At 62.9% G+C, this 23,168-nt stretch carries 21 protein-coding genes and 4 tRNA genes; 11 read left to right on the forward strand and 14 right to left on the reverse strand.

What is annotated here, in order from left to right:
• Positions 1 to 287: 287 nt before the first annotated feature.
• Positions 288 to 372 (forward strand) — tRNA-Leu (locus O3298_RS17770).
• A 4-nt stretch (positions 373 to 376) separates the two neighbouring features.
• Here O3298_RS17770 and O3298_RS17775 read toward each other — a convergent pair.
• Positions 377 to 595, reverse strand: coding sequence for a hypothetical protein (locus O3298_RS17775; RefSeq protein ID WP_305060141.1), 219 nt, complete (start codon positions 593 to 595; stop codon positions 377 to 379).
• 107 nt (positions 596 to 702) lie between these two features.
• Here O3298_RS17775 and O3298_RS17780 point away from each other — a divergent pair.
• The 3 genes from O3298_RS17780 (at position 703) to O3298_RS17790 (ending at position 1,091) form a co-directional block, all read left to right on the forward strand.
• A tRNA-Leu gene (locus O3298_RS17780) sits at positions 703 to 787 on the forward strand.
• A 67-nt stretch (positions 788 to 854) separates the two neighbouring features.
• A tRNA-Leu gene (locus tag O3298_RS17785) sits at positions 855 to 939 on the forward strand.
• Between the two features lie 67 nt (positions 940 to 1,006).
• A tRNA-Leu gene (locus O3298_RS17790) sits at positions 1,007 to 1,091 on the forward strand.
• Between the two features lie 98 nt (positions 1,092 to 1,189).
• Here the strand turns inward: O3298_RS17790 and O3298_RS17795 are convergent.
• Complete coding sequence (locus O3298_RS17795; protein ID WP_305060142.1) at positions 1,190 to 2,041, reverse strand: SDR family oxidoreductase; 852 nt, start codon at positions 2,039 to 2,041, stop codon at positions 1,190 to 1,192.
• Positions 2,042 to 2,156: 115 nt separating this feature from the next.
• Between O3298_RS17795 and O3298_RS17800 the strand changes: the two genes are divergently transcribed.
• The 4 genes from O3298_RS17800 to phaP all read left to right on the forward strand — a co-directional run bounded on the left by O3298_RS17800 (position 2,157) and on the right by phaP (position 5,889).
• Positions 2,157 to 2,585 carry a helix-turn-helix domain-containing protein gene (locus O3298_RS17800; RefSeq protein ID WP_289911789.1) on the forward strand — a complete coding sequence of 143 codons (429 nt, stop codon included), beginning with the start codon at positions 2,157 to 2,159 and terminating at the stop codon, positions 2,583 to 2,585.
• A gap of 102 nt (positions 2,586 to 2,687) precedes the next feature.
• On the forward strand, positions 2,688 to 4,928 hold the full coding sequence (locus tag O3298_RS17805) for an ATP-binding protein (protein WP_305060143.1): 2,241 nt from the start codon (positions 2,688 to 2,690) through the stop codon (positions 4,926 to 4,928).
• A 47-nt stretch (positions 4,929 to 4,975) separates the two neighbouring features.
• Complete coding sequence (locus O3298_RS17810; protein ID WP_099664698.1) at positions 4,976 to 5,170, forward strand: hypothetical protein; 195 nt, start codon at positions 4,976 to 4,978, stop codon at positions 5,168 to 5,170.
• A 107-nt stretch (positions 5,171 to 5,277) separates the two neighbouring features.
• Positions 5,278 to 5,889 carry a TIGR01841 family phasin gene (phaP, locus tag O3298_RS17815; protein WP_077402186.1) on the forward strand — a complete coding sequence of 204 codons (612 nt, stop codon included), beginning with the start codon at positions 5,278 to 5,280 and terminating at the stop codon, positions 5,887 to 5,889.
• A 41-nt stretch (positions 5,890 to 5,930) separates the two neighbouring features.
• Here phaP and O3298_RS17820 read toward each other — a convergent pair whose 3' ends face one another.
• Positions 5,931 to 6,557, reverse strand: coding sequence for a metalloregulator ArsR/SmtB family transcription factor (locus O3298_RS17820; protein WP_289906636.1), 627 nt, complete (start codon positions 6,555 to 6,557; stop codon positions 5,931 to 5,933).
• Entirely contained in the window at positions 6,554 to 7,771 is a 1,218-nt protein-coding gene (locus tag O3298_RS17825; RefSeq protein WP_289899103.1) for an MFS transporter, read from the reverse strand. Before O3298_RS17825 ends, O3298_RS17820 begins: the two co-directional genes overlap by 4 nt.
• A gap of 160 nt (positions 7,772 to 7,931) precedes the next feature.
• Between O3298_RS17825 and O3298_RS17830 the strand changes: the two genes are divergently transcribed.
• The 3 genes from O3298_RS17830 to O3298_RS17840 all read left to right on the forward strand — a co-directional run bounded on the left by O3298_RS17830 (position 7,932) and on the right by O3298_RS17840 (position 12,635).
• The gene (locus tag O3298_RS17830; RefSeq protein ID WP_305060144.1) at positions 7,932 to 8,636 is read left to right on the forward strand and encodes an SMI1/KNR4 family protein; all 705 of its coding nucleotides are present in this window, start codon (positions 7,932 to 7,934) and stop codon (positions 8,634 to 8,636) included.
• A gap of 85 nt (positions 8,637 to 8,721) precedes the next feature.
• On the forward strand, positions 8,722 to 10,374 hold the full coding sequence (locus O3298_RS17835) for a VRR-NUC domain-containing protein (RefSeq protein WP_305060145.1): 1,653 nt from the start codon (positions 8,722 to 8,724) through the stop codon (positions 10,372 to 10,374).
• The gene (locus O3298_RS17840) at positions 10,371 to 12,635 is read left to right on the forward strand and encodes an ATP-dependent DNA helicase (protein WP_305060146.1); all 2,265 of its coding nucleotides are present in this window, start codon (positions 10,371 to 10,373) and stop codon (positions 12,633 to 12,635) included. Before O3298_RS17835 ends, O3298_RS17840 begins: the two co-directional genes overlap by 4 nt.
• On the opposite strand, the gene O3298_RS17845 is transcribed toward O3298_RS17840, so the two are convergent.
• The 10 genes from O3298_RS17845 to phoU form a co-directional block, all read right to left on the reverse strand.
• Positions 12,621 to 13,349, reverse strand: a complete 729-nt coding sequence (locus O3298_RS17845; protein WP_305060397.1) for a LytTR family DNA-binding domain-containing protein — start codon at positions 13,347 to 13,349, stop codon at positions 12,621 to 12,623. The genes O3298_RS17840 and O3298_RS17845 overlap by 15 nt on opposite strands.
• 11 nt (positions 13,350 to 13,360) lie before the next feature.
• Positions 13,361 to 14,437, reverse strand: coding sequence for a sensor histidine kinase (locus tag O3298_RS17850; RefSeq protein WP_305060147.1), 1,077 nt, complete (start codon positions 14,435 to 14,437; stop codon positions 13,361 to 13,363).
• Positions 14,438 to 14,443: 6 nt separating this feature from the next.
• Positions 14,444 to 15,259, reverse strand: a complete 816-nt coding sequence (locus O3298_RS17855) for a LiaI-LiaF-like domain-containing protein (protein ID WP_305060148.1) — start codon at positions 15,257 to 15,259, stop codon at positions 14,444 to 14,446.
• Complete coding sequence (locus O3298_RS17860; protein ID WP_289911795.1) at positions 15,249 to 15,632, reverse strand: LiaI-LiaF-like domain-containing protein; 384 nt, start codon at positions 15,630 to 15,632, stop codon at positions 15,249 to 15,251. Before O3298_RS17860 ends, O3298_RS17855 begins: the two co-directional genes overlap by 11 nt.
• A 382-nt stretch (positions 15,633 to 16,014) precedes the next feature.
• A complete protein-coding gene (locus O3298_RS17865) occupies positions 16,015 to 16,929 on the reverse strand; it encodes an NAD-dependent epimerase/dehydratase family protein (RefSeq protein ID WP_305060149.1) in 915 nt (304 codons plus the stop codon).
• A 219-nt stretch (positions 16,930 to 17,148) separates the two neighbouring features.
• Entirely contained in the window at positions 17,149 to 19,095 is a 1,947-nt protein-coding gene (locus O3298_RS17870; RefSeq protein WP_305060150.1) for a UvrD-helicase domain-containing protein, read from the reverse strand.
• Between the two features lie 40 nt (positions 19,096 to 19,135).
• Positions 19,136 to 20,332: a selenoneine synthase SenA gene (gene senA, locus O3298_RS17875; RefSeq protein ID WP_305060151.1), complete on the reverse strand. Its 1,197-nt coding sequence runs from the start codon at positions 20,330 to 20,332 to the stop codon at positions 19,136 to 19,138.
• A 71-nt stretch (positions 20,333 to 20,403) separates the two neighbouring features.
• The gene (phoR, locus tag O3298_RS17880) at positions 20,404 to 21,720 is read right to left on the reverse strand and encodes a phosphate regulon sensor histidine kinase PhoR (protein ID WP_289899113.1); all 1,317 of its coding nucleotides are present in this window, start codon (positions 21,718 to 21,720) and stop codon (positions 20,404 to 20,406) included.
• Between the two features lie 11 nt (positions 21,721 to 21,731).
• Positions 21,732 to 22,421, reverse strand: coding sequence for a response regulator (locus O3298_RS17885; RefSeq protein ID WP_034755074.1), 690 nt, complete (start codon positions 22,419 to 22,421; stop codon positions 21,732 to 21,734).
• 5 nt (positions 22,422 to 22,426) lie between these two features.
• Positions 22,427 to 23,137, reverse strand: a complete 711-nt coding sequence (gene phoU, locus O3298_RS17890; protein ID WP_034778131.1) for a phosphate signaling complex protein PhoU — start codon at positions 23,135 to 23,137, stop codon at positions 22,427 to 22,429.
• Between the last annotated feature and the right edge of the window lie 31 nt (positions 23,138 to 23,168).

Here is a 23,168-nt window from a genome sequence, read left to right on the forward strand (position 1 = left end):
GACAGCGTAGCGGAAACCGAACAAGTGCCCCGCCGATGAAAAAAAGGAGAAAAGCTGCGCAATGCATTTGACTTCGGCAAATATTGCTCTATAATCTCGGTCTCTTGCAGCGACAAACCTTCACGGGGATGCAGTTGCAGGAAAGCGGTACAGGGTTGATGTGCAGTATGGAGCGAAAGCTCATCTGGCGCAAAACTCTTCAAGTCGCTATAATAGCAGAATTGTTGTGAAGTTATTTTTCAACAAGTACTCGAGCAGTAAAAGTAATAAGTCACAGCAGCATCAGTGCCCACGTGGCGGAATTGGTAGACGCGCATGGTTCAGGTCCATGTGCCTTCGGGTGTAGGGGTTCGAGTCCCTTCGTGGGCACCATTACCTAATTCGCAAAAAAGCCGCAAACTTTCACGAGTTTGCGGCTTTTTTCATTTCCGAAACGAAAATCCATTGCCCCTCCCCGCAATCGCCACGCACCTGCCAGGCGATGACATTCACTCCCCGCACTCCAGCGAACGCCATGCGTCATCAAAAACGCTGAAAAAATAGGCAGGTTCAGCCTTTTTTCATAGGGAAAAGCCCTTTTCAGGCGAAAAAACATGTTTCTTGCAGAAAAGTGCAAAATGTTGATTGACCGAATGCGCGCCAGCCCTTATGATTTTGTCCTCGCTGCAGAACATGCAGCGACAAGCAGCAAGCAGTAACAATGCCCACGTGGCGGAATTGGTAGACGCGCATGGTTCAGGTCCATGTGCCTTCGGGTGTAGGGGTTCGAGTCCCTTCGTGGGCACCACCAGCAACGAGTCGTTTTCGTTGTAATCCGCAGTACAGTAGTGAGATATAGCAGTAGCAGCATCAGTGCCCACGTGGCGGAATTGGTAGACGCGCATGGTTCAGGTCCATGTGCCTTCGGGTGTAGGGGTTCGAGTCCCTTCGTGGGCACCACCAGCAACGAGTCGTTTTCGTTGTAATCCGCAGTACAGTAGTGAGATATAGCAGTAGCAGCATCAGTGCCCACGTGGCGGAATTGGTAGACGCGCATGGTTCAGGTCCATGTGCCTTCGGGTGTAGGGGTTCGAGTCCCTTCGTGGGCACCATTACCTAATTCGCAAAAAAGCCGCAAACTTTCACGAGTTTGCGGCTTTTTTCATTCCAGAATGATTCCAGAATGCCGCATCCCTGCGGCACCCTCCCCTTATTTGGCCAGCGCCGCCTTCACGGCGTCATGCAGGCTCGTCGTCGGACGGCCAATCAGCGCGCTCAATTGCTTGCCATGGTCTTCCAGGCCGCCCTTGGCCGCGCCCGCATCGGAATCGGCCAGCAGATCGGCAAAGCCTTCCGGCACGCCCACGCCCACCAGCGCCGCCTTGAAGTCCGCCTGCGGCATATCCTTGTACGCGATCGCCTTGCCCGACTGGCGCGCCACTTCGGCCGCATATTCCGCCAGGGTAAAGCCCTGGTCGCCCGCCAGTTCATAGATGGCTTGCGGCTGGGCCGCCGTCAGCACGGCAGCGGCGGCCGCCGCATAGTCGAGACGCGCGGCCGACGAGAAACGCCCGTTTTGCGCCGCGCCCAGCACGACGCCATGCTCGAGCACGGGCGCCAGGTGTTCCGTATGGTTTTCCAGGTACCAGCCGTTGCGCAGGAAAGTGTATGGCAAGCCGGATGCGCGGATGGCCGCTTCCGTGACGACGTGCTCGGCGGCCAGGCCCAGCGGCGACGTGTCGGCGCGCAAGACGCTGGTATAGGCCAGCAAGGCTACGTCGGCGCGCTTGGCCGCATCGATGACGTTCTGGTGCTGCTGCGCGCGCTGACCCACTTCGCTCGACGAGATCAGCAGGATTTTCGTTGCACCCTTGAACGCCGCATCGAGGCTGGCGCCATCGTTGTAATCGGCCTGGCGCACTTGCACGCCCAGCGCGGCCAGGCTGGCGGCCTTGGCCGGGTTGCGCACGGCGGCGATGATGTTGGCTGCAGGGACGGATTTGAGCAGGCTGGCAATGACGTGCTGGCCCAGGTTGCCTGTGGCGCCGGTGATGACGATCATGATTTCTCCTTGGTACGTGGGTGGTAAAACCCTATAATAGGACTATTACTTACTTATTGTAAGTACGTACCTTTTGGTAAGTATAAATAAAATCTCATTAACGAGGCCAACTATCATGTCCACAGACACTCCCGGCGCCAGCCTGCGCGCCGCCCTCGCCCGCCAAAACCAGGGCGCGCACCTGCTGGCGGCGGCCTGCCCGTCGCGCGCCGTGCTCAGCCACCTGACCAGCCGCTGGGCCGTGCTGGTGCTGGTACTGCTGCTGAGCGGCACGCGGCGCTTCAGCGAACTGCGCCGCGAAGTGGGCGGCGTCAGCGAAAAAATGCTGGCGCAAACCCTGGAAGCGCTGGCGGGCGACGGCTTCGTGCTGCGCCAGGCGTACCTGGTGATCCCGCCCAAGGTGGAATACAGCCTCACGCCGCTGGGACGCGAGGCGGCCGAACGCCTGGCCGTGCTGGTCGACTGGATCGAGGATAATTATCCGCGCATCGAACAGGCGCGCGCCGACCTGGCCACGGCGCCTGCCGTGCAAAACGCCGCGTGAACGAGGGCCGTCCGCATTGCTTTTAGTCATCAAGAATTATCGTTTACTCCTACTTGCCTTGATGTAATACTAGGCCCATGAAACGCGTAAGGGCGCGACACCATGAACCAGTTGATTTCTTCCATCACTGACCGGGCCAATGTGCTGCTGGTCAGCAATTCGCCGAACGATGTGCGCGAACTGCTGTATGTGCTGGACCGGCATAACCTGGGTACGGGGCTGGCGGGCGATATCGACGAAGGCGTGGAACTGGCGGCCGGCGGCACGGACCTGATCCTGCTCGACGCGGCCCTGGCGGGCACGAATATCGGCGCCACCTGCATGCGCCTGCGCAATGCGGGCGGGCGCCACGGCGTACCCCTGCTGCTGATGTCGGCCACCCCCAGCGCCGAAGAGCAAGGCCGCAGCGTGGGCGCCGGCGCTTCCGACTACATCAAGATGCCCTTCAATGCGCGCGACGTGGCGGAAAAAATCCTCATGGAACTGGCGCTGCACAAGGCCGAGGCGCCCGCGCCGCGCGCCGCCACGCCGCCGCGCCCCCTGCATCCGCAAACGCTGGAAGTCAATTACCACTCCATCCTGGCCGGTTCGCCCGACGCTGTGCTGCTGTTCGATATCGACAACCGCCTGCTGATCGACGCCAACCACCTGGCCGAAGAATTGTTCGGCATGCCGCTGGCCGAGCTGTTGCAAGGCGGCATGGAGCCGCTGTTCCCCAGGCACCAGGGCGATGGCCGCGCCTCGCCGCAACTACTGGAAGAAAAGATCCGCGATACCTTGCAAGGCAAGATCGTCGTCTTCCGCGCCAGCTGCTGCCACCGCGACAGCCACCCGATCGCCTGCGAAATCCGCCTGATGCGCCTGTCCGTGCCCGGCCGCCAGCTGGTGCATGCGCGCATCATCGACTTGACCGAACGCAACCTCGCCGAAGCGATGCGCTCGGGCCAGAGCGCCCTGCTGGAAATGGTCGCCAAGGGCGCGCCGCTGATCCCCACGCTGAACCACTTGCTGCTGCTGATCGAAGGCCAGTCGCGCGGCGTGCTCTGCTCCATCATGCTGCTCGACGACGACGGCATTCACATGCATAGCGCGGCCGGCCCCAGCCTGCCGGCCGAGTACATGGCCCTGCTCGAAGGCGTGGCCATCGGCCCCGGCGTGGGTTCCTGCGGCACGGCCATGTTCCTGCGCGAACCGGTGGTCGTCACCGACATCATGCGCGATCCGCTGTGGGCGCCCTACCGCGAGCTGGCGGCGCCATTCGGCTTGCGCGCCTGCTGGTCGCGCCCCATCTTCGGCCAGGATGGCACCGTGCTCGGCTCCTTCGCCATGTACTACCGCGAAGTGCGCCAGCCCGACGCGCGCGACCTGGAGCTGATCGACACGGCCACCGACCTGGCCGGCATCGCGATTGGCCGCATGCGCCACGAACGCGAGCTGCAGCGCCACCGCGCCCACCTGGAAGAGCTGGTGGCCGAACGCACGGCTGCCTTGACGCAGGCCAAGGAACACTCGGAGCAGATGAACCTCGAATTGGCCGCCGCGCTGGAAAACCTGTCCATCACGCAAGAAGAACTGGTGCGCCGCGACAAGCTGGCCGCGCTGGGCGCGCTGGTGGCCGGCATCGCACACGAACTCAATACGCCGATCGGCAACGGCCTGGTGGTGGCCACCACCATGGCCGAGCGCACGCGCGAAATCCAGGCCAGCTTCCTCGACGGCTTGCGCCGCTCCGAACTGGGTGCCTACCTGACCCAGGCCAGCGAGGCGGACGCCATCATGCTGCGCAACCTGCAGCGCGCCGCCGACCTCGTGTCGAGCTTCAAGCAGATCGCCGTCGACCGCGCCAGCTCGCAGCGCCGCCACTTCCTGCTGCGCCAGTTCATCGCCGAACTGATGCTGCCCATGTCGACGCCGCTCAAGGCCGCCGGCCTGAGCCTGACGCAGGACGTGCCCGAGGGCCTGGCCATGGACAGCTATCCGGGTCCGCTGGGCCAGGTCCTGAGCAACCTGCTGGAAAACTGCCTGCGCCATGCCTTCGAGGGCCGCAGCGGCGGCACCATCGCCATCACCGCGCGCGGCAGCGACGACGGGCAGACGATCACCCTGTCCATCGCCGACACGGGCGTGGGCATCGCCGCCGATGACCTCGTGCATGTCTACGACCCCTTCTTCACGACCAAGCTCGGTTCCGGCGGGTCGGGCCTGGGCCTGCACGTGGCGCACAACATCGTCACGGGCGTGCTGGGCGGCCATATCCATGTTGCCAGCAGCACCGGCGACGGCAGCGGCACCACGTTCACCCTGCAGCTGCCCGCCGCCGCGCCGCAAGCGCCCGCCCCCTGACGGGCAAGCGCGCTACAATGCCAGCAAGCATTTCTTTCGGAGCACCCATGAAATACCTTATCGCCACTGCCCTGCTGGCAGTTTGCGCTGGCGCAATGGCCGGACCTGCCCCCTGGTACAAATGGCGCAGCAAGATCGACGGCACCCTGTCGTGCGCCCAATCGACCCTGGGATTTGGCTGGGAACTGGCCTCGGGACCGTACAAAGATAGCCGTTGCGAAAAACCGGCGCTTGTTAAATAATGGGGCCATGACCACACGGGGCACCGGCTTGAGAGCAAGCGATGGCAATGCGGCGTCGAAAGAGTATGGAACGATAAGAACGTATCTATTCAAACCGAGGAGACCACATGTTTACGAATCCCGAACAATTCGCAACGGCCACCAAGGCCCTGTTTGAATTCCAGCTGATGACCTTCAACACCCTCACCTCCAAGGCCGTGCAAGGCGTGGAACAGGTCTTGGCGCTGAACATGGCCACCGCCAAGTCCGGCATCGAGGATGGCCTGGCCGCCAGCAAGGAAATCAGTCAGGCCAAGGATCCGAAGGCCGCCATGGCCGCCGCCGCCGCCCAGCTGCAACCGGGCGTGGCCGGCGCGAAAGCGTATAAACAGCAACTCGACGACATCATCAAGGAAATCCACACGGAATTCACGACGGCCGCCGAAGCCCATGTGGCCGAAGCGAAAAGCAATCTGAGCGCCCTGATCTACGACGTGACGAAAAACGTGCCGCCAGGCTCGGAAAACGCCGTCGCCATCGTCAAGGCCGCCATCGACAACGCCTTCCTCGGCTACGAACAAGTGACCAAGGCCACGAAACAGGCCGTGAAAACGGTGGAAGAGCAGATCGCCAAGGCCAGCGCGCAAGTGGCGCAAGCCACGGAAAAAGCGACGGGCGGCGCCACCGCCGCGGCTGAAAAAGCGGCACCTGCCGCCAAGCCGAAGGCTGCCAAGAAGTAATTTGACAAGAAGTCCGTTTGCAGCTATCGGGGCCTGATTCTTCAGGTCCCGATAGGTATGATCCGGTACACGCAGCGCCTCCCCCCCTCCAGCAGATATTCGCTGCGTTCCACCGTGCAATCGTCCCCCAATACCCGCTGAAAGATGGCCAGCTCGGCGCGGCAGAAATTCTGGCACGCCTTGGCGGCCGCACAGATCGGGCAATGGTTTTCCACCAGCAAGACACTGCCATCGTCCTGCGGTTCCGCATGGGCCATGTAACCTTCGCCATCGCGCGCCCGCGCCAGGCTGTCCACCCGTTGCGCCAGATCAAGCCCAGGGTCGACCAGCTTGCCGTAGGCGGCTTCGCTGCTGCGCTCGCGCGCGCCGATCAGTCTATCCAGCCCCTCGTCGCCGAACAGGGTTTTCACTTGCGCGATCAATTCCAGGGTCAGGTCGGCATGGCGGTCGGGAAAGCGCGCGTGGCCCGCTGGCGTCAGCTGCCAGCGCCGCGACGGGCGCCCCACCTTGTCGGCCACGTCCCCGCAAGCCACCAGGCCCTTGTCCTGCGCCGCTTCCAGCTGGCGCCGCGCGCCCATGGAGGTGATATCGAGCAAGGCCGCCAGTTGCTGCGCCGTCTGCGGCCCGCGCATCTTCAGCAAGAACAGCGTCTGCTCGGACGTATTCATGCCACCGCCTCGGCATCGACGGCGCCGGCCAGCTGGCGGCGCCAGGCGGCCATGCGCCACGCGGCCCAGGCGGCAGAACAGGCGCCCGCGACGAGGATCAGCCGCGTATCGATCAGGGTCAGCACGGAGCCGCTGAGGGCGACGACGATGTTGGCGATGCAAAAGGTGGTGGCCAGCAAGCCCATCACGGCGCCCTGCCCGTGCGCGCTGAAGCGCTCGGCGCACCAGCCCTGGATCACCGTGTTGTACAGCGCATTCGGAATGCCGAACAGCACGATGGCGGCGATGCCCACCCAGATATTGCCAAGCGCCAAGATACCCACGGCCAGCGCCACGCCGCACGCATACCAGCTGGCGCGCAGCAGCGGCGCATGGCGGCTGGGACCGCCCGCCAGCAGCGAGGTGATGGTCATCGTGCCGCACAGGCCCACATTCACCCAGGCAATCTCTTGCGCATGGTAATTGGCCGTCTCGACCAGCCACAGCGGATAGAACTCGTAAAAGCTGGCCACGCCGCAAGTCAGCGCCAGTTGCACGATGAACAGGGTGCGCAGCTCGTCATGACGCAGCAAGTTGAGGGAATGGCGGTCGCGCGCCACTTGCCACCACGACGTCGTCAGCAGGGACGGCGTTTCGCGCGGCAAGCCTGCGGCCACCAGCACGGCGACCAGCATCAGGGCGGCGGCGGCGATCCAGAACGGCACCGTCACGCCCCAATGCAGGGTGGCGCCCGCCAGGATGGGCCCCACCAGCCAGCCCAGGTAAAACGCGCCATTCAGCCAGGACATGGCGCGCAGGCGCAGCGGTCCCGTCAGCTGGTCGGCCAGCATGGCGCGCGCCACGGCGCCGTTACCTTCCAGCAAACCGGTGATGAAACGAGCGACGATGAACAGGGGATAGGACTGGATCACCAGCGCCCAGGCCGTGAAGGCGTGGCCGATGGCGGCGCCCACGGCCGTGCGCATCAGCAAGGGACGGCGGCCATAGCGGTCGGACAGCGGCCCAAGCAAGGCCGAGCCGATCAGCAAGCCCAGCGGGTTGATGGTCAGCGCCAGGCCGAACAGCAGTTTCGATGGCAAGCCGAGGAAATTGTTGAAGGCATTCGGCGCCTCGGCCGCGAACAGGGGCGGCAGGATCGGGTACGGCAGGGAGGCGCCGATGGTCGACAGCAGCGCCAGCAAACAGGCGGCGGAAATCAGGATGATGTTTTTCATGCGGGCTCGATGGAGATGGTCTGGCCAGACTACGTGAGCACGCCACATAAGTAAACTAAAATGTTTATTAATTATGCGCATCATTGTCGCCGTGGGGCCAGCCGTGCGCGCCATCGCCTCGGCTATCATTGCCGCATGACTCACGTTGAACAGGGAAAACATGACACTGGCAGAAATTGAACAGCAACACGGCTTCACTTATCCTGCGCTGTACCGGCAGCTGGACCGCGACGGCATGCTGGCCGTGGGCGAATACGGCCCCGACTGGTACAAGCTGGTCTATCCCACTTTGACCGAGCGGCCCACCCTGCTGCTGCATGCGGACGATTTCGAGTTGCTGAGCGTCAAGGCCGCAGCGGCAGCCATGGAAGAACTGGCCGATCCCGACGATTACCGGCAGATCGATCCCGCCTTCCGCTTCATCCCGTTCGCGCAAACGGGCGCGGGCGACCACTACTGCTTTTTCGCGTCCGGCCAGCAAGACGGCGAGATGCCCGTCGTGCTGCTGTGGCATGACCAGGATGAAGCTCAATACCTGGCAAAGAACCTGCAGGATTTCCTGTTTCACATGTTGTTGAACAGCATGGCCGACCAGGACACGTACAACGACGTCAGCGACGGGGAATTCAAGGAACAACTGGCAAACACCCTCGGCACGCATGCGCGCTACCTGACGGCGCGCCAGGCCGAAGTGATGCAAGCGCTGCTGGCCAGGGACATCATCGATTACGACGTGCTGTTGCCGAAGGGACGCAAGGAAGCGCACCGGGGCTTGCTGAGCGATATCGAACTGGCTGGCCTGCGCGCGGAACTGATTCCCTACGAAAAGTTCGACAGCTGTTTTGCCTACAGCACGGCTGGCTGAACATAAAATCGCTGTGCAAGCGGCGGCTGAAGGTTTAAACTGTATATAAACACAGTAAAACCGATCACCTTGCCCTATTACACCCATGTTGAGAGTCCTGGAAAATCCCCTGTACTATCTGGATAATTTCCAGGACGTGCTGAACTGGATCAGCGCGCGTTACGCCGATCTGCTGAGTGTTGAGGAAACGCAGTTCATCGCCGCATTCGGCGCACTGCCGCAGCCGTCGCGCGCCCTGTTCGTGCGCCTCGTCATGCGCAAGGGTTGCTTGTTTCGCGCCAGCAAGCTCAATTACCCGGAAATCGGCGACACGCGCGCGGCCGCCCTGCCCCTGCTGGCCACCGGCTGGGTGGCAGCCGATCCGGTCATTTCGCTCGATGAGCTGTTCGAACTGCTGCTGAAAGCGGAAATCGCCCAGGCCTTCGACCTCGCCGCGCCCCTGAAGGCGGCGCGCAAGGCGGAACAATTGGAAGCCTTGCGCGAACAGCATGTGAATGAGAAGGCGTTCTCCGCCTGGCATCCCGCTTCCGGCGACGTGCTGTACCGCCTCGGCCTGCAAGCCCTGTGCGACCGTTTGCGCCTGATTTACTTTGGCAACTATCACCAGGACTGGTCGGAATTCGTGCTGTCCGACCTGGGCGTGTACCAGTATGAAAAAGTGGAATTCTCGCCCGCTTCGCGCGGTTTTCGCACGCGCCAGGATATCGAGCACTATGAAGTGCTGCACCAGTGCCGCGAACGCTACAACGACAGCGCGCCCGCGGACGAAGTGCTGCAGGAACTGGCGGCGCTGCCCTTGTCGCAGGACAATACCTGGCTGGCCAGCCGGCGCGACAAGCTGCGTTACCAGATCGCCCAGCACCTGGAAAAATGCCAGGACTGGCCGGCCGCCTACCGCGCCTACGCCGATTGCCGCTATCCGGGCGCGCGTGGCCGCGCCATCCGCGTGCTGGAAAAAGATGAGCAGCCGCAAGCAGCCTACGAGCGCCTGACGATCGCCCTGGCCGCGCCGGAAAGCGAAGCGGAACAGCAATTGCTGCTGCGCATGGCGCCCCGTTTGCGGCGCAAGCTGGGCCATGCGAAGCAGGCGGCCAGCGCGGCGGCAAGCGTGGAGCGCATCGACCTGCTGCTGCCCTGCCCTGAACAAGCGTGCTACGTGGAAGGCGTGGTGCAGCAACACCTGATGCGGGATGACGCGCCCGTGTACTACGTGGAAAACACCCTGATCAACTCGCTGTTCGGCCTGCTGTGCTGGCCCGCCATCTTCAAGGCCATGCCGGGCGCCTTCTTCCACCCGTTTCACCGTGGCCCGGCCGACTTGCACAGCGCCGATTTTTACCAGCGCCGCAGCCTGGACTTCGCCGCTTGCCTGGCGCAACTGGACGACGGCAGCTACCACGCCGCCATCCGCGCCACGCTTGCCGCCAAGCACGGCATCGTCTCGCCCTTCGTCAGCTGGGACGTGCTGGACGACGGCTTGCTGGACCTGGCGCTGGCCTGCATCCCGGCCATCCACCTGAAGAAGGCATTCGAGCGCATCTTGCTCGACATCAAAAGCAACCGCAGCGGCTTTCCCGATTTAATCCAGTTCTGGCCGGCCGAACGGCGCTACCGCATGATCGAAGTCAAGGGTCCGGGCGACCGCCTGCAAGACAACCAGTTGCGCTGGATCGCGTATTGCGCCGAACACGCCATGCCCGTCAGCGTGTGCTACCTGCAGTGGGAGGCGGCCGCATGAGCGTCAGGAAGTACACGATCGCCGTGCGCGCCCTGTGCGAATTCACGGCCAAGGCAGGCGACCTGGACTTGCGCTTCACCCCGTCCCCCACGGCGCAGGAAGGCATGGCCGGGCACGCCACCGTCACTTCCCGGCGCGACGACGATTACCAGCGCGAAATCAGCCTGTCCGGCGACTTCGGCCCCCTGCACGTGCGGGGCCGCGCCGACGGCTACGACCCGGCGCGGCGCCAGCTGGAAGAAATCAAGACTTACCGGGGCGAGCTGGACACGATGCCCGCCAACCACCGCCAGTTGCACTGGGCGCAGGCACGCATCTACGGCCATTTGCTGTGCCAGCAGCTGAACCTGCCCATGCTGCGCGTGGCGCTCGTGTATTTCGATATCGCAAGCCAGAAGGAAACGGTCATGCACGAGGAATGCACGGCCGAGGCGTTGCGCCTTTTTTTCGAACAGCATTGCGCGCTGTTCCTCGACTGGGCCGAGCAGGAACTGGCGCACCGCGCCAGCCGCGATGCACAGCTGACCAGCATGGCGTTTCCCCATGCCGACTTCCGCCCGGGGCAGCGCCAGCTGGCCGAAGCCATGTACAAGGCCAGCAGCCGTGGCTGCGGCTTGCTGGCGCAGGCGCCGACGGGCATCGGCAAGACGGTGGGCAGCCTGTTTCCCATGCTCAAGGCGACGGCCGCGCATGGCCTGGATAAACTGTTTTTCCTCGCCGCCAAGGTGCCGGGACGCCAGATGGCGCTCGACGCCTGCGCCATCCTCAAGGATAGCGCGCCCCTGTTGCCGCTGCGCGTGCTGGAACTGAGCGCCAAGAGCAGCGCCTGCGAACATCCTGACAAAGCCTGTCATGGCCAATCGTGTCCGCTGGCCAAGGGTTTTTACGACCGCTTGCCGCTGGCGCGCGAGGTGGCGCTGGCCAGCGGTTTGATCCTGGACAAGGAAGCCGTGCGCGCCATCGCCTTGCAGCAAGGTATTTGCCCGTATTACCTGGGCATGGAGCTGGCCCGCTGGAGCGACGTCGTCATCGGCGACTACAATTATTACTTCGACCTCAGCGCGATGCTGTACAGCATGACCCTGGCCCACGACTGGAAAGTCAATGTGCTGGTCGACGAAGCGCACAATATGGTGTCGCGCGCGCGCAGCATGTATTCGGCCGAGCTGGCGCAGATCGACCTGAAAATGCTGCGCAAGTTCGCGCCGGAGGGCTTGAAAAAGCCGCTGGACCGCCTCTCGCGCCAGTGGACGGCCTTGTTGAAAGAGCAGGATGGCGATTACCACGTGCATGCGGCGTTGCCGGACAAATTCTTTGGCGCCCTGCAAGGGGTGGCCACGGCCATCGGCGACTACCTGGCCGAACATGCCGCCGCGCTGGACGAGGACTTGCAGCGCTTTTACTTTGACGTGCTGCTGATCAACCGCCTGGCGGAAAGCTTTGGCGAGCATTCGCTGTTCGACGTCAGCAAAACGGATACCGGCTCCACCGTCTGCCTCCGCAACATCGTCCCGGCACCGTTTCTCAAGGAACGCTTCGCGGCCAGCCACAGCACGGCCCTGTTTTCCGCCACCCTGAGTCCGTGGAATTACTACAGCGACACTCTGGGCATGCCGGAAAATACGGCCTGGGTCGACGTGGAATCGCCTTTCCAGGCGGAGCAATTGTCCGTGCGCGTGGCCGACAGCATTTCCACGCGCTACCAGCACCGCGCCGCCTCGCTGCTGCCCATCGCCCAGCTGATGGCGAAGCAATACACAGAAACGCCGGGCAATTACCTGGCCTTCTTCAGCAGCTTCGACTACATGGAAAAGACGGCCCACTTGTTTGCCCAGCATTACCCGGACGTGCCACTCTGGCAACAGCCGCGCCGCATGGACGACGCTGCCCGCGCACAATTCCTGGGCCGTTTCGGCCTGGACACGCGCGGCATCGGCTTTGCCGTGCTCGGCGGCGCGTTCGGCGAAGGCATCGACTTGCCCGGCGCGCGCCTGATCGGCGCCTTCATCGCCACCCTGGGTTTGCCGCAGATCAATCCCGTCAACGAACAGATCCGCCAGCGTATGGGCGACATCTTCGGCGCCGGCTACGACTACACGTATCTGTATCCGGGCATGCAAAAGGTGGTGCAGGCGGCAGGCAGGGTCATCCGCACGCAATCGGACAAGGGCGTCGTCTACCTGATCGACGACCGCTTTTCCCGCCCGGAAATTCGCCAGCTGCTGCCAACGTGGTGGGATGTGCAGCTAGCCAACCAGTAACCTCAGCTTCTGATACCCCGCCTTGCTCACGGGTATCCTCGTATCGTCGCGCAGGATGGCCACGTGGCTGTCCTTGGTGGCCGCCTCGATGCGGCGGATGCCGTCGATATTGAGCAGGTATGACCGGTGCACGCGCAGGAACTTGGCGGGGTCCAGCTGTGTTTCCAGCTCGCTCAGGCGCTGGCTTTTCAGGTAGGACTTGCCCTCGGAGCGGATGCTGATGTAGTCATCCTGCGCCTCGATGTAATCGATGCGCGCGCTGGCGATGACGTGGACCTTGGCGCCGTCGCGTATCAGCACGCGGTCCAGTGGCGCGGCGCGCGTGGCCGCTTCGCGCGCCACCGTCAGGACAGTCTCGGGCGTGCTGCGGCTGGCGCGCGCATGGGCCAGCGCCTGGTCGAAGCGCTGTTCGCTGAACGGTTTCAGCAGGTAATCCAGCGCATGGCATTCGAATGCCTTCAAGGCGTACTGGTCGTAGGCCGTGACAAAGATCAAGCGCGTCTTTGTGCCGATCAGCTCCGCCACTTCAAAACCGTCCAGGCGCGGCATCTGGATGTCGAGAAACACCAGTTCCGGTTCCAGCTCCGCGATGGCCTTGACAGCCTCGAAGCCGTTGGCGCACTCGGCCACGATGTCGATATCGTCGTGGCGCTCCAGGTATTCGCGCAACACGCTGCGCGCCAGCAGCTCATCGTCAACGATGGCGACCCGCATTCTTGCCTGCATCATGCTTCCTCCGTGTCGCCGGTCTGCGCCGGCATGGAAATCATCACTTCGAACTGGCCGTCGCGCCCGCCCCAGTGCACGCTGGCTTCGTGGCCATACGCGCCGGCCAGGCGCTGGCGCACATTCTCCAGGCCCACGCCATTGCCGCGGGCAGGCCTTTGATCTGCATCAACGGGATTGCGCACGGCGATCTGCAGCAGGCTGCCTGCGCGCCGGGCCTCGATAGCGATCAGGCCGCCCTCCGTCAAGCCGCAGATACCATGCTTGACGGCATTTTCCACCAGCGGCTGTATCAGCATGGGCGGCAACAGACACGCCAGCGCGGCAGTGTCGATGCTTTCCGCCACTTGCAGGCGTTCGCCAAAACGCACGTGCTCGATGGCAAGAAAATGGCGGATCAACACCAGTTCCTGTTCCACGGTGATGTGCTTGTGCGCTTCCAGACTCAGGCTCTGGCGAAAGAAACTGGCCAGTTGCACCGTCATCTGGCGCGCGCCCGCCACATCGATAGACGTCAAGGCGCTGATGGAGTTCAAGCTGTTGAACAGGAAATGCGGATCGATTTGCGTGCGCAGCATGCGCAATTGCGCTTCCTGCGCCGTCAGCTGCGCTTCCAGCCCCCGCTGCTCGGCCATCCTGGCGCGCACGAATTCCAGCAACAGATAATGCACTGCGGCAGCGAGGCAATACAGCAGCACGCCCAGGCCGAAGAACAGGGCCAGCAGCGATTGCGTCAGGTTCACGCCCAGCCAGTGCAGCTCCAGCAACAGGCTGACGCTATTCAAAAATTGCAGCAGGGTGGCCCACAGCAAGCCCGCGAACAGGGCCGCCACGCCCACCACGCCGGCGATGGCGAGCGGATGGCGGGCGTGCAAGGGGTAGGCGCGGCACAGGTAAAACGCGGAAAAACCCGAACCGATCGCATACACGAGCGTGGCGGGTACCACCAGCACGACGGCATTGAGCCAGGGCGCGTGCGCCACCCTGGCCAGAATAGAGGCCAGGGCCAGGCCCAGCGCGATGCAGACCAGGAACACCACCACGGCGCCGCGCCGCTTCGACAAGGGCCCCGACATGCGCGCCTAGTTGCGGATTTCCAGGCCGCCCATGATGGCGTAGCCCGTCACGTACAGACGCTTGTTCTGGTTCGGCGGCACGATGGTCTTTTCTTCGAAGCCGCCGAGGATGGGCGTTCCCTGCAACACGACGCTCCAGTCGGGCGGAATCTTGATGGTGACGCCGCCGCACAGGGCAAATACGTTGAGCACGGCCTCGCCTTCGATCGACGCCTGGCGCAAGTCGATTTCGCAGCCGGCCATGATGACATTGATATCGCCGCCCTTGAAGCGCTGCGACGACACGCGCCGCACATAGCCGCCGAGGATGGCCGTCACCTCGATGATGCTGTCATCGTCCGCCTGCCCGCCGGCACCGGGCGCCGCAGTGGCATCGGCGGCATCCTTGTCCAGCGACACGGCGCCATTCCTGGCCTGGCCGAACGAGTCGGGCGCAGCGCTTCCATCTTGTTGTGCAGCAAAGCGCCGGCGGCGCTGGCGCTGCTGCGCGCCGGGCAGGGACTTCGACACCACGGCCACGCCCAGGCCGATGATCAGCAGCGGCCACAGCAAGTCCCAGTTCATGTAGAAGATGCCCATGTGCTTGAGGGTCCAGGCCACGCCCATCAGCACCAGCATGCCACCCAATAAATAACCGTTCGCACTGCGGCTTTGCGACAGTTTCAGCAGGCCAAACACGATCAGCGCCGTGGGCCAGAAACGGAAGGTGTAGCGCACATCGATGAAACCGAGGTTATCGAGCAGGAACAACAGTCCCAGGCCGATGACGATGACGCCCAGCACGATCTGCGATGGCGAGTGCAGCGGCGGTTTATTTTTCATGCTCGGACTCCCGGTAGGCAATAAAATGTTTGTTCAACAGCGGCTCCAGCACGAGGCCCACGCCCCAGGCGATCAGCAAGGCGGGCCAGCTGTTATAAAAACTCAAGTTCCACAGTTCTTCATACGATACATACCACCAGGCGGCGAAGAAGATCAGCCACAGACCGCTCAATACCTGCTTGGCGGACACTGGCGTGAGCAGCTTGTTCAAGCCGAAAACGACCAGTATCACCGGCCAATAATGCCATAGTGCATAGTAATCGTGGAGATAGATCATATCGAGCCGGTCCAGCAGGATGATGGCGCCGGTGGCGATCAGCAGCACGCCCCACAGCAGCTGGGTACGGCGGCAATAAGCTGGTTCAGGTTTCACGGTCACCCCTTGAAGTTGGTTGATCGTAAAGATACGCGCAATTCGGGGATGGGAAAACACCGCTTCGGCGAATGGCGGAAAGACAGCGGTGAATGGCGCGGCGATGGAAACAACGGGCAAAAAAAAGACCGGCTAGAGCCGGCCTTGAAGGGGTTCGCAGTCCACACCGCGACCTGGAGTTGCAGTGCACAGCCGCATGGCGCACGCGCGCCGGCAGCAAGAATCTGGTGCCGATCCTTGAGGCGACCGGCTGACCTGCTGGAAGATCGAACATGCCGCCAACTTCACGGCAGTGCGTCTCAACCAAGCAAAGCCATCATACTCCTGATCGCCACAAAGCACCGTTCGCTAGCGCACACTGATGAGGTTTTGCTGAGCTGCATCAAACGGCGCTGGCATGCGGCGGGTGCAGCATGTCGTTCTTGATCCATGCCAGCACGGACGGTCCCTGCGGCTGCCAGCCCAGCAGCGTGCGCGCCCGCTCGCCGCGCACGCGGCTGTTGGAGCCGAGGCCGTAGGACGCCATCTCGTAGCCCCATTCGGCTATCGCCTCGGGCAGCGGCCAATCCTGCGCGGGTCCCAGGTCCAGTGCCGTGGCGATGGCGGCCGTCATGTCGCGGAAAGCCGCTTCGCCCGATTCGACAAAGTAAAAGGTGCCGGCGGGCGACTTTTCCAGTGCCAGCAAATACAGGCTGACGACGTCGTCGATATGCACGTTCGACCAGATATTGCGGCCCGGTCCCACGTGACGCACGATGCCGCTCTTACGCGCCTGCTTGAGCAGACGGGGCAGCTGCACGCTGTCGCGCGGCAAGGCGCCATGGCCGTAGATCAGGGTGTTGCACAGCACGCTGGCGCGCACGCCCTTGCCTGCGCTGGCCAGCACCAGGTCGTCGATGGCGACGCGGGCCGCCTTGTCGGCCGTGGGCGCCGGCAACTTGTCTTCATAATAGATCTGCTCGGTGCCCTCGCCGCCCGAAGCGTCGCCCACGATGGACGAACCGCTGGTGTGGAGGAAAGGCTTGTTGCTGCCTGCCAGCGCGTCGAGAATCGCCTCGACGGCGCCCCGGTGGTCGCTGCTGGCCGCGTTGATGACGGCGTCCGCCGCCCTTGCCTGCTCGATGAGCAATGTGCGGTCGTTCAACTCGCCCTGCACGCCCAACACGCCGATCTTGGCCAGTTCGGCCACCTGCTCCGGTTTGCGCACGAGGCCCGTGACCTGATGGCCGGCGCGCACGAGGCCCGCCGCGATGGAACTGCCGATGAAACCTGCTGCGCCTGTCAAAAATACCTTCATGCCGTGGACGCCAAACAAAACCTACTGCGCGTCGCGCTTTGCGGCCTGCGATGCTCACCGTGCTCCAGCACGGTTGCGCTTCTTAGCCACAAATCATCGCCGCTCGCTACGGTTTTGTTAGGCGTCGTTCCTCCTTTGTAAGTTCAGATCGATTGTGATCAGTCCGACAAAGTATGCGCCGTTTCCGCCTTCGCAAAAAGCAGCCGCACGGCAAAAGATCTATGACTTGGGCGCAACAATCTTCTGTTTGAGCTGCAAGGCGGCGATGTAGCGGCTCTGGTAAGCAGGGTCTTGCGGCGTCAGCAAGGTGAGCCTGTCGCGCGCGCGGGTGGCGGCCACATAGAAACGGTTTTCCTCTTCCAGCGGGTCGGTCTTGCTGCGCGGGAATTCGTCGACGGCCAGGTAGGGCAAAATCACGTGGTTGTATTCGAGACCCTTGATCTGGTCGATGCAGGCGATGACGAGTTTAGCCTTGCCGGTCGAAACCGTCACGGCTTCTTCCATCTCGCCCAGCCAGCCGGCAAAGCCGCCCAGCGCCACGCCCGCTTCACGGCACACGGCAATGAAACCGTGCAGGGAACGGGCCACCACTCTCGCCTGCGCCGGGTCGACATAGATGCGGCGCGCCGTCTGTTCCAGCTGCATCAAGTCAAAGATGTGCTGCAAGGCGTCGCCCGCCAGGGCGTCGGGAGGCAGCGCGCGCAGGTAGTCGACGGCGGCCAGGGTCAGCGCCGCCTTGTCCTGGTTCTGCGACTTGGCCAACTGGTTCGTCAAGAAACCTTCCAGCAAGTCGGGATAGTTGGCCACGTCGGCCTTGGCTTGCTGCAATTCCGTGCGCGTAAACGGGATTTCCGCGAAGGCTACGAGGGCTTCGAGGATTTCGCCGCGGCGCGGGCCGCTCTTGATCGCGTGCAAATCCTTGCGGGCGATGGCGACCATGCCGCGCAGCATCAGCACCTCCAGGCTCAGCAGATAGCTGTTCATGTCCACCAGGCCATACGCGATGCCGCTCTGGAAAAGCGCCGTTTCCACGCGGATCGCCTGGTCGCGGTCGCGCAGCAAGATGGCCGTCGTGCCCGCATGCGCGTGCTCGAGCGCGGCGATCAGCTGGGCGCTGCACGCTTGCGGCTGCGCATGCTCGTATTGCAACACTTCGATGTGGGTGGCGCGCGACAGGGCCGAGACGCTGGCCTTGTTTTTCAGCACACCCACGGCGTGCGCCAGCTGCGGGCCATAGCGGTAGGAGGCCGTCAGCGGCAGGCGCTGCAAGGCCGGAAATTCCTGTTCGAAGCGCTGGCGCAGGAAGCGGTGGTCGGCGCCCGACCACGTGTAGATGACCTGGTCCTTGTCGCCGGCGCCGCAGAAAAACGCGTTGCCGCGGCGTATCAGCATGGTCAGCAGCCGGAACGACGCTTCGTTCAAATCGTGCAATTCATCGGCGACGATGATCTGGAAGGCGGGCAATTGCTGGCGCAGCGGCTCGTCGCCGTCGAGCATGCGCACGAGGTCGTAGGTGGCGTCGAACGGCGCGCGGAACTGGATATCGCCCGTGTCGGCGCCGCGCAAGCCTTCGTATTCGCGCAGCCACAAATAATGTGTGCGCGACATGCCCAGCAGCTCCAGGTTGTCATCCAGGGAATTGCTCTCGAAGTCGGGATTCTGGAAATCCAGGCGCGCCTTGGTGCGCAATTGCAGTTTCAAAAACTCGGCAATCGCCCCGTTGGTCGTATTGATTTCCAGCGGGTAACGGTGAGCATACTTTTCCGACACGACTTCCAGCGCTTCCCAGGCCACCGGGCGCAACTCTTCATCGCTGCGCATGGCTGCCACCTGCATGTTTTCCAGCTGCAACAGCACCTTGGCGGCAAAGGCGTCGAAGGTGTCGATGGTCAGGCGCTTGACGACGCCCAGCGGCACGCCCACTTCCAGCAGGCGCTGGCGCAGGGCCACGCGTGCCGCCTCGGTGAATACGAGGGCCAGCATACGTTCGGGCGCGCGCCCCCGGTGCAGCGCCTCGGCCAGACGCAGGGCCAGGGTCGTCGTCTTGGCCGCGCCGGCATTGGCGTCGATCAGCACCACTTTCTTTTGCGCCGTCTGGATGGCGACCTGTTCCGGCGTAGGCGTGATGCGTTTGGGAATGAACTGCGGGGCGTTATCTGTACTCAAAAGAATTCCTGAAAAGGGTAGCGGCTGGCTGTCCCGGGACTTACCAGGCGCAGGTGCGCAGGCCGGCAAAGACGTCGCCCCGCTCGGGCGCGTGGAAGGCGCGCATGCGGGCCGAATGCAGGCGCGGCGGCGTGGCGAAGGCGGCGCCGCGCAGCACCTGGTGCTGCATGAAATACGGCGCGGAATATTCGCGCCAGGCATCCACCGCAAAGCCCGGATACGGCTCGAACGGCGTCGCCGTCCACTCCCACACCTGGCCCCAGTGAAAGCGCGGATGGCCGGACAGCGCAGCATACTCCCATTCCGCCTCGGTCGCCAGGCGGCGCCCCGCCCAGGCGCAGTACGCCTGCGCTTCAAACAGGTTGATGTGGCGCACGGCTTCGTTCGGCGGCAAGGTCGTGCGCTGGCCGAAACGCATGGTGCGCCACTGTGTCGCTTCGCGCAGCCAGTACAGGGGCGATGAGCGCTCCTGCTGCATCAGCCAGGCGCTGCCGGCAGCGCTCCAGAACTGGCGGTTCTGGTAGCCGCCGTCCGCGACAAAATCGGCATACTGGGCGTTGGATACGGCGCAGGCATCGATGGAAAACGGCGCCACGTAGCAACTGTAGGGCGGCGATTCATTGTCGAAGGCAAAACCGGCCCCGCGCGGCGAGCCCAGTTCGATGGTGCCCCCAGGAAACGCGATCTCGCCCGCGCCTGGCGGCAAGGCCGGACTGGCCGACAGGAACTCCGGTGCTTCCAGGCCCAGCCATTGCAAACCTGCCAGCATTTCTTCGCCGCACAAGTCTTCATGCGCCAGGGCCAGCCGGTACGGCGTCAGGGCGCTGTCGACATTGGCTTCGCGCGAGAGTTTGTCCAGCACCCGGTCGAGTACTTCGCGGCAATACGTCTTCACGGCGCCTGGACTGGGCAGTTCCAGCTTCCAGCGCGCGCGGTGCTCCACCATGTTGGCGTCGAACAAGTCGTCGCCACGCGTCAGCAGGGAGTTATAAATAGCGTCGGCCGGGTGGCTGGTAGCGGCTTCGCGCAGGATGAACCACTCGGCAAACCAGGCGATCTGCGCGAGTTGCCACAAGGGCGGCGTGAGCCGCGAATGGCGCGGCAAGCCGGCCACCACGTCCAGGCCGGCAGTAACATAACAGTCGAACAGGGAAAGCGTATCCTGGCGCGCGGCCTGCAGCGACTGGGCCAGTTGCTGCGCGCCGGCGTGGCGAAAAGAGGCGTTGATTAAAGTCATGGCCTGATTGTAACGACTTATGCCAACCTTGCACTAGTCGCGCAGGAAACATGGGGGCCATGCCCCCCGGCCTACTTGACCAGCAGCTCGCCCTGCAGCGGCGTGACGACCGATTTTGGCATGCTGACAATAAAACTGCTGCCCTTGTCGGCCACGGACTGGATGGCCAGGGTCCCGCCGTGGCGCAGCAACACGTGCTTGACGATGGCCAGGCCCAGGCCCGTGCCCTGGGTTTCGCGCGAACGGCTCTTGTCGACGCGGTAGAAACGTTCCGTCAGGCGTGAAATATGTTCCTGGCTGATGCCGATGCCCGTATCTTGCGCGATGAATTGCGGACCGGCCGGGCCATCCTGCCAGCGCAGCGTGATGGTGCCGCCGGCCGGCGTGTAGCGCACGGCGTTCGACGCCAGGTTGCCGAACGCGCTATACAGCTCGTCGTAGCTGCCCAGCACGTCAGGACCGTTGCACTCCATGGTCACTTCGTGCTTGCCGGCAGACAAACCCTTGGCGTCGCGCAAGACTTGCTGCATGAGCTTTTTGACGTCCACGGGCTCGGGGCGCAGCGGATAGTCGACCGATTCCAGGCGCGACAGGGTCAGCATGTCCTCGATCAGATGCTGCATGCGGTGGCCCTGCTCCGTCATCAGCTTGAGGTGGGCGGCGCGCGTGGCGGCGTCCAGGTCCAGCTCGGCGGAAGCGATTTCCAGGAAGCCCACGATGACGGTGAGCGGCGTGCGCAGCTCGTGCGAGGCGTTGGCGATGAAGTCGCGGCGCATCATTTCGATGCGTTCCGTCTCCGTCACATCGTGCGTGACGAGAATCTGGCGGCGGTTTTCAAATGGAATGATCTGCACGATCAGCTTGCGGTTGCGGAAGGTGATCGTCAGCGGCTGGTCGTAGCGGCCCAGGATGATGTAATCCATAAACTCGGGGCTGCGGATCAGGTTCGTCACGCGCATGCCCTTGTCGCGCTCGTGCGTGAGACCCAGATGTTTCTCGGCGGCAGGATTGCACCATTCGAGGAACAGCACGTCATCCATGATGACGACGCCGTCGGGCAGCAGGTGCATGGCCTGGCGGAAACGTGCCAACCACTCCGTCAGCTCGGCCTGGTTTTTCTCGTCGTCGCGGCGCATGCGGTACAGGCGCGCGAAAATGCTGGTCCAGGCGCCCCAGCCGTCGGGCAGCTTGGCGCTTTGCGGATTGTCCAGCCAGTTACTCAGCTGGAACAGATACGACAGCTGCACGAACACCATCATGGCCATCAGCACGAAGGCGATGCCCAGCGCATACGTGGCGCCAAACAGATACCAGACGACGGCCACGCCCAGCAGCGCCAGCACCATGCGCAGGGCGGCCGGTACCCAGAACAGCAATTTCGGATTCATAGAGTCAAACTTTACTTTTCAGACAACATGTAGCCGACGCTGCGCACCGTCTTGATCAGGCTTTCCGCCTCTTTCAAGGCTTTGCGCAAGCGCAATACGTGGACATCGACCGTGCGTTCTTCGATCACCACATGGTCGCCCCACACCTTGTCGAGCAGCTGGCTGCGCGAAAACACGCGTTCCGGATGGGCCAGCAGGAATTTCAGCAGCTTGTATTCGGCGTGGCCGATATCGATCTTCTGTTCATCCATCATCACCGTGCAGCTGACGGGGTCCAGGGCCACGTTGCCGGCGCGCATGGGCGCCTGCGCGTGTTCCGGACTCTTGCGTCGCAGCAATGCCTTGGCGCGCGCCAGCAGCTCGCGCGGCGAGAACGGCTTGGTGACGTAATCGTCGGCCCCGCTGTTCAAGCCGGCCAGCTTGTCTTCTTCCATGCTCTTGGCGGTGAGCATGATGACGGGGATGGCGGCGAAATTGCGGTCGGCGCGGATGCGCGACAGCAGGCGCAAGCCCGTCTGGTCCGGCAGCATCCAGTCCAGCAGGATCAGGTGCGGCGTGCGGTGCTGGATGAATTCCCAGGCATCGGCGACGTTTTGTACAGAACAGCAATTCCAGCCGGATTCGCGCAGCGAATAGGTCACCAGTTCAACGATGGCCGGCTCATCTTCAACAATCAATACCGTGGTTTTATCAGATGCCATAAAGCTTACTCAGGGAGCTCCTCGGAAATGGCGGGAGCAGCCACCTTGGTGTGGCGGATGTCCTTGCCTTCAACCACGTAAATCACGTATTCGGCGATGTTTTTCGCATGGTCGCCGATCCGTTCGATGGCCTTGGCCACCCACAGGGTATCGAGCGCCGCCGAAATCGTGCGCGGGTCTTCCATCATAAAGGTTATCAAGTTGCGCATGATAGACCGAAACTCGTGGTCGATGATGGCATCTTGTGCAATTAATTGTAAGGCCTGCTTGCCATCGTTGCGCGCGAATGCGTCCAGCGCATCGTGCAGCATGTCGGTGGCCGTGTTGGCAATACCGCGCACCATCTCGTAGTGGTTGACGACGCCGTTGCCGCGCTTGTGCAGATTCTTCGCCACGCGGGCGATTTTCGTCGCCTCGTCGCCTACGCGTTCGAGGTCGGTAATCACCTTGATGGTGGCCATGATGGTGCGCAAGTCGTTGGCGGCCGGCTGGCGGCGCACGATCAAATGGCTGCAGGCGTCGTCCAGCGACACTTCCAACTGGTTGACGACGTCGTCTTCGCGCATCACGCGGTCGGCGCGTTCCGGATTACCGATGCGGAAGCACGTCATCGCGTCGAGGAACTGGGTTTCAACGATGCCGCCCATCAGGAGCACTTTCGAGCGGATCGCTTCGAGTTCGTTGTCGTATTGCTTGGATGAATGTTCGCCTATCATGCTGTCTCTCCGTATTCAGTTGTTGTGTATG

Origin of the sequence: Janthinobacterium sp. SUN137 (genome assembly GCF_030587265.1) — a bacterium.
In the GTDB taxonomy this organism is placed as follows: Bacteria; Pseudomonadota; Gammaproteobacteria; order Burkholderiales; family Burkholderiaceae_D; genus Janthinobacterium; species Janthinobacterium kumbetense.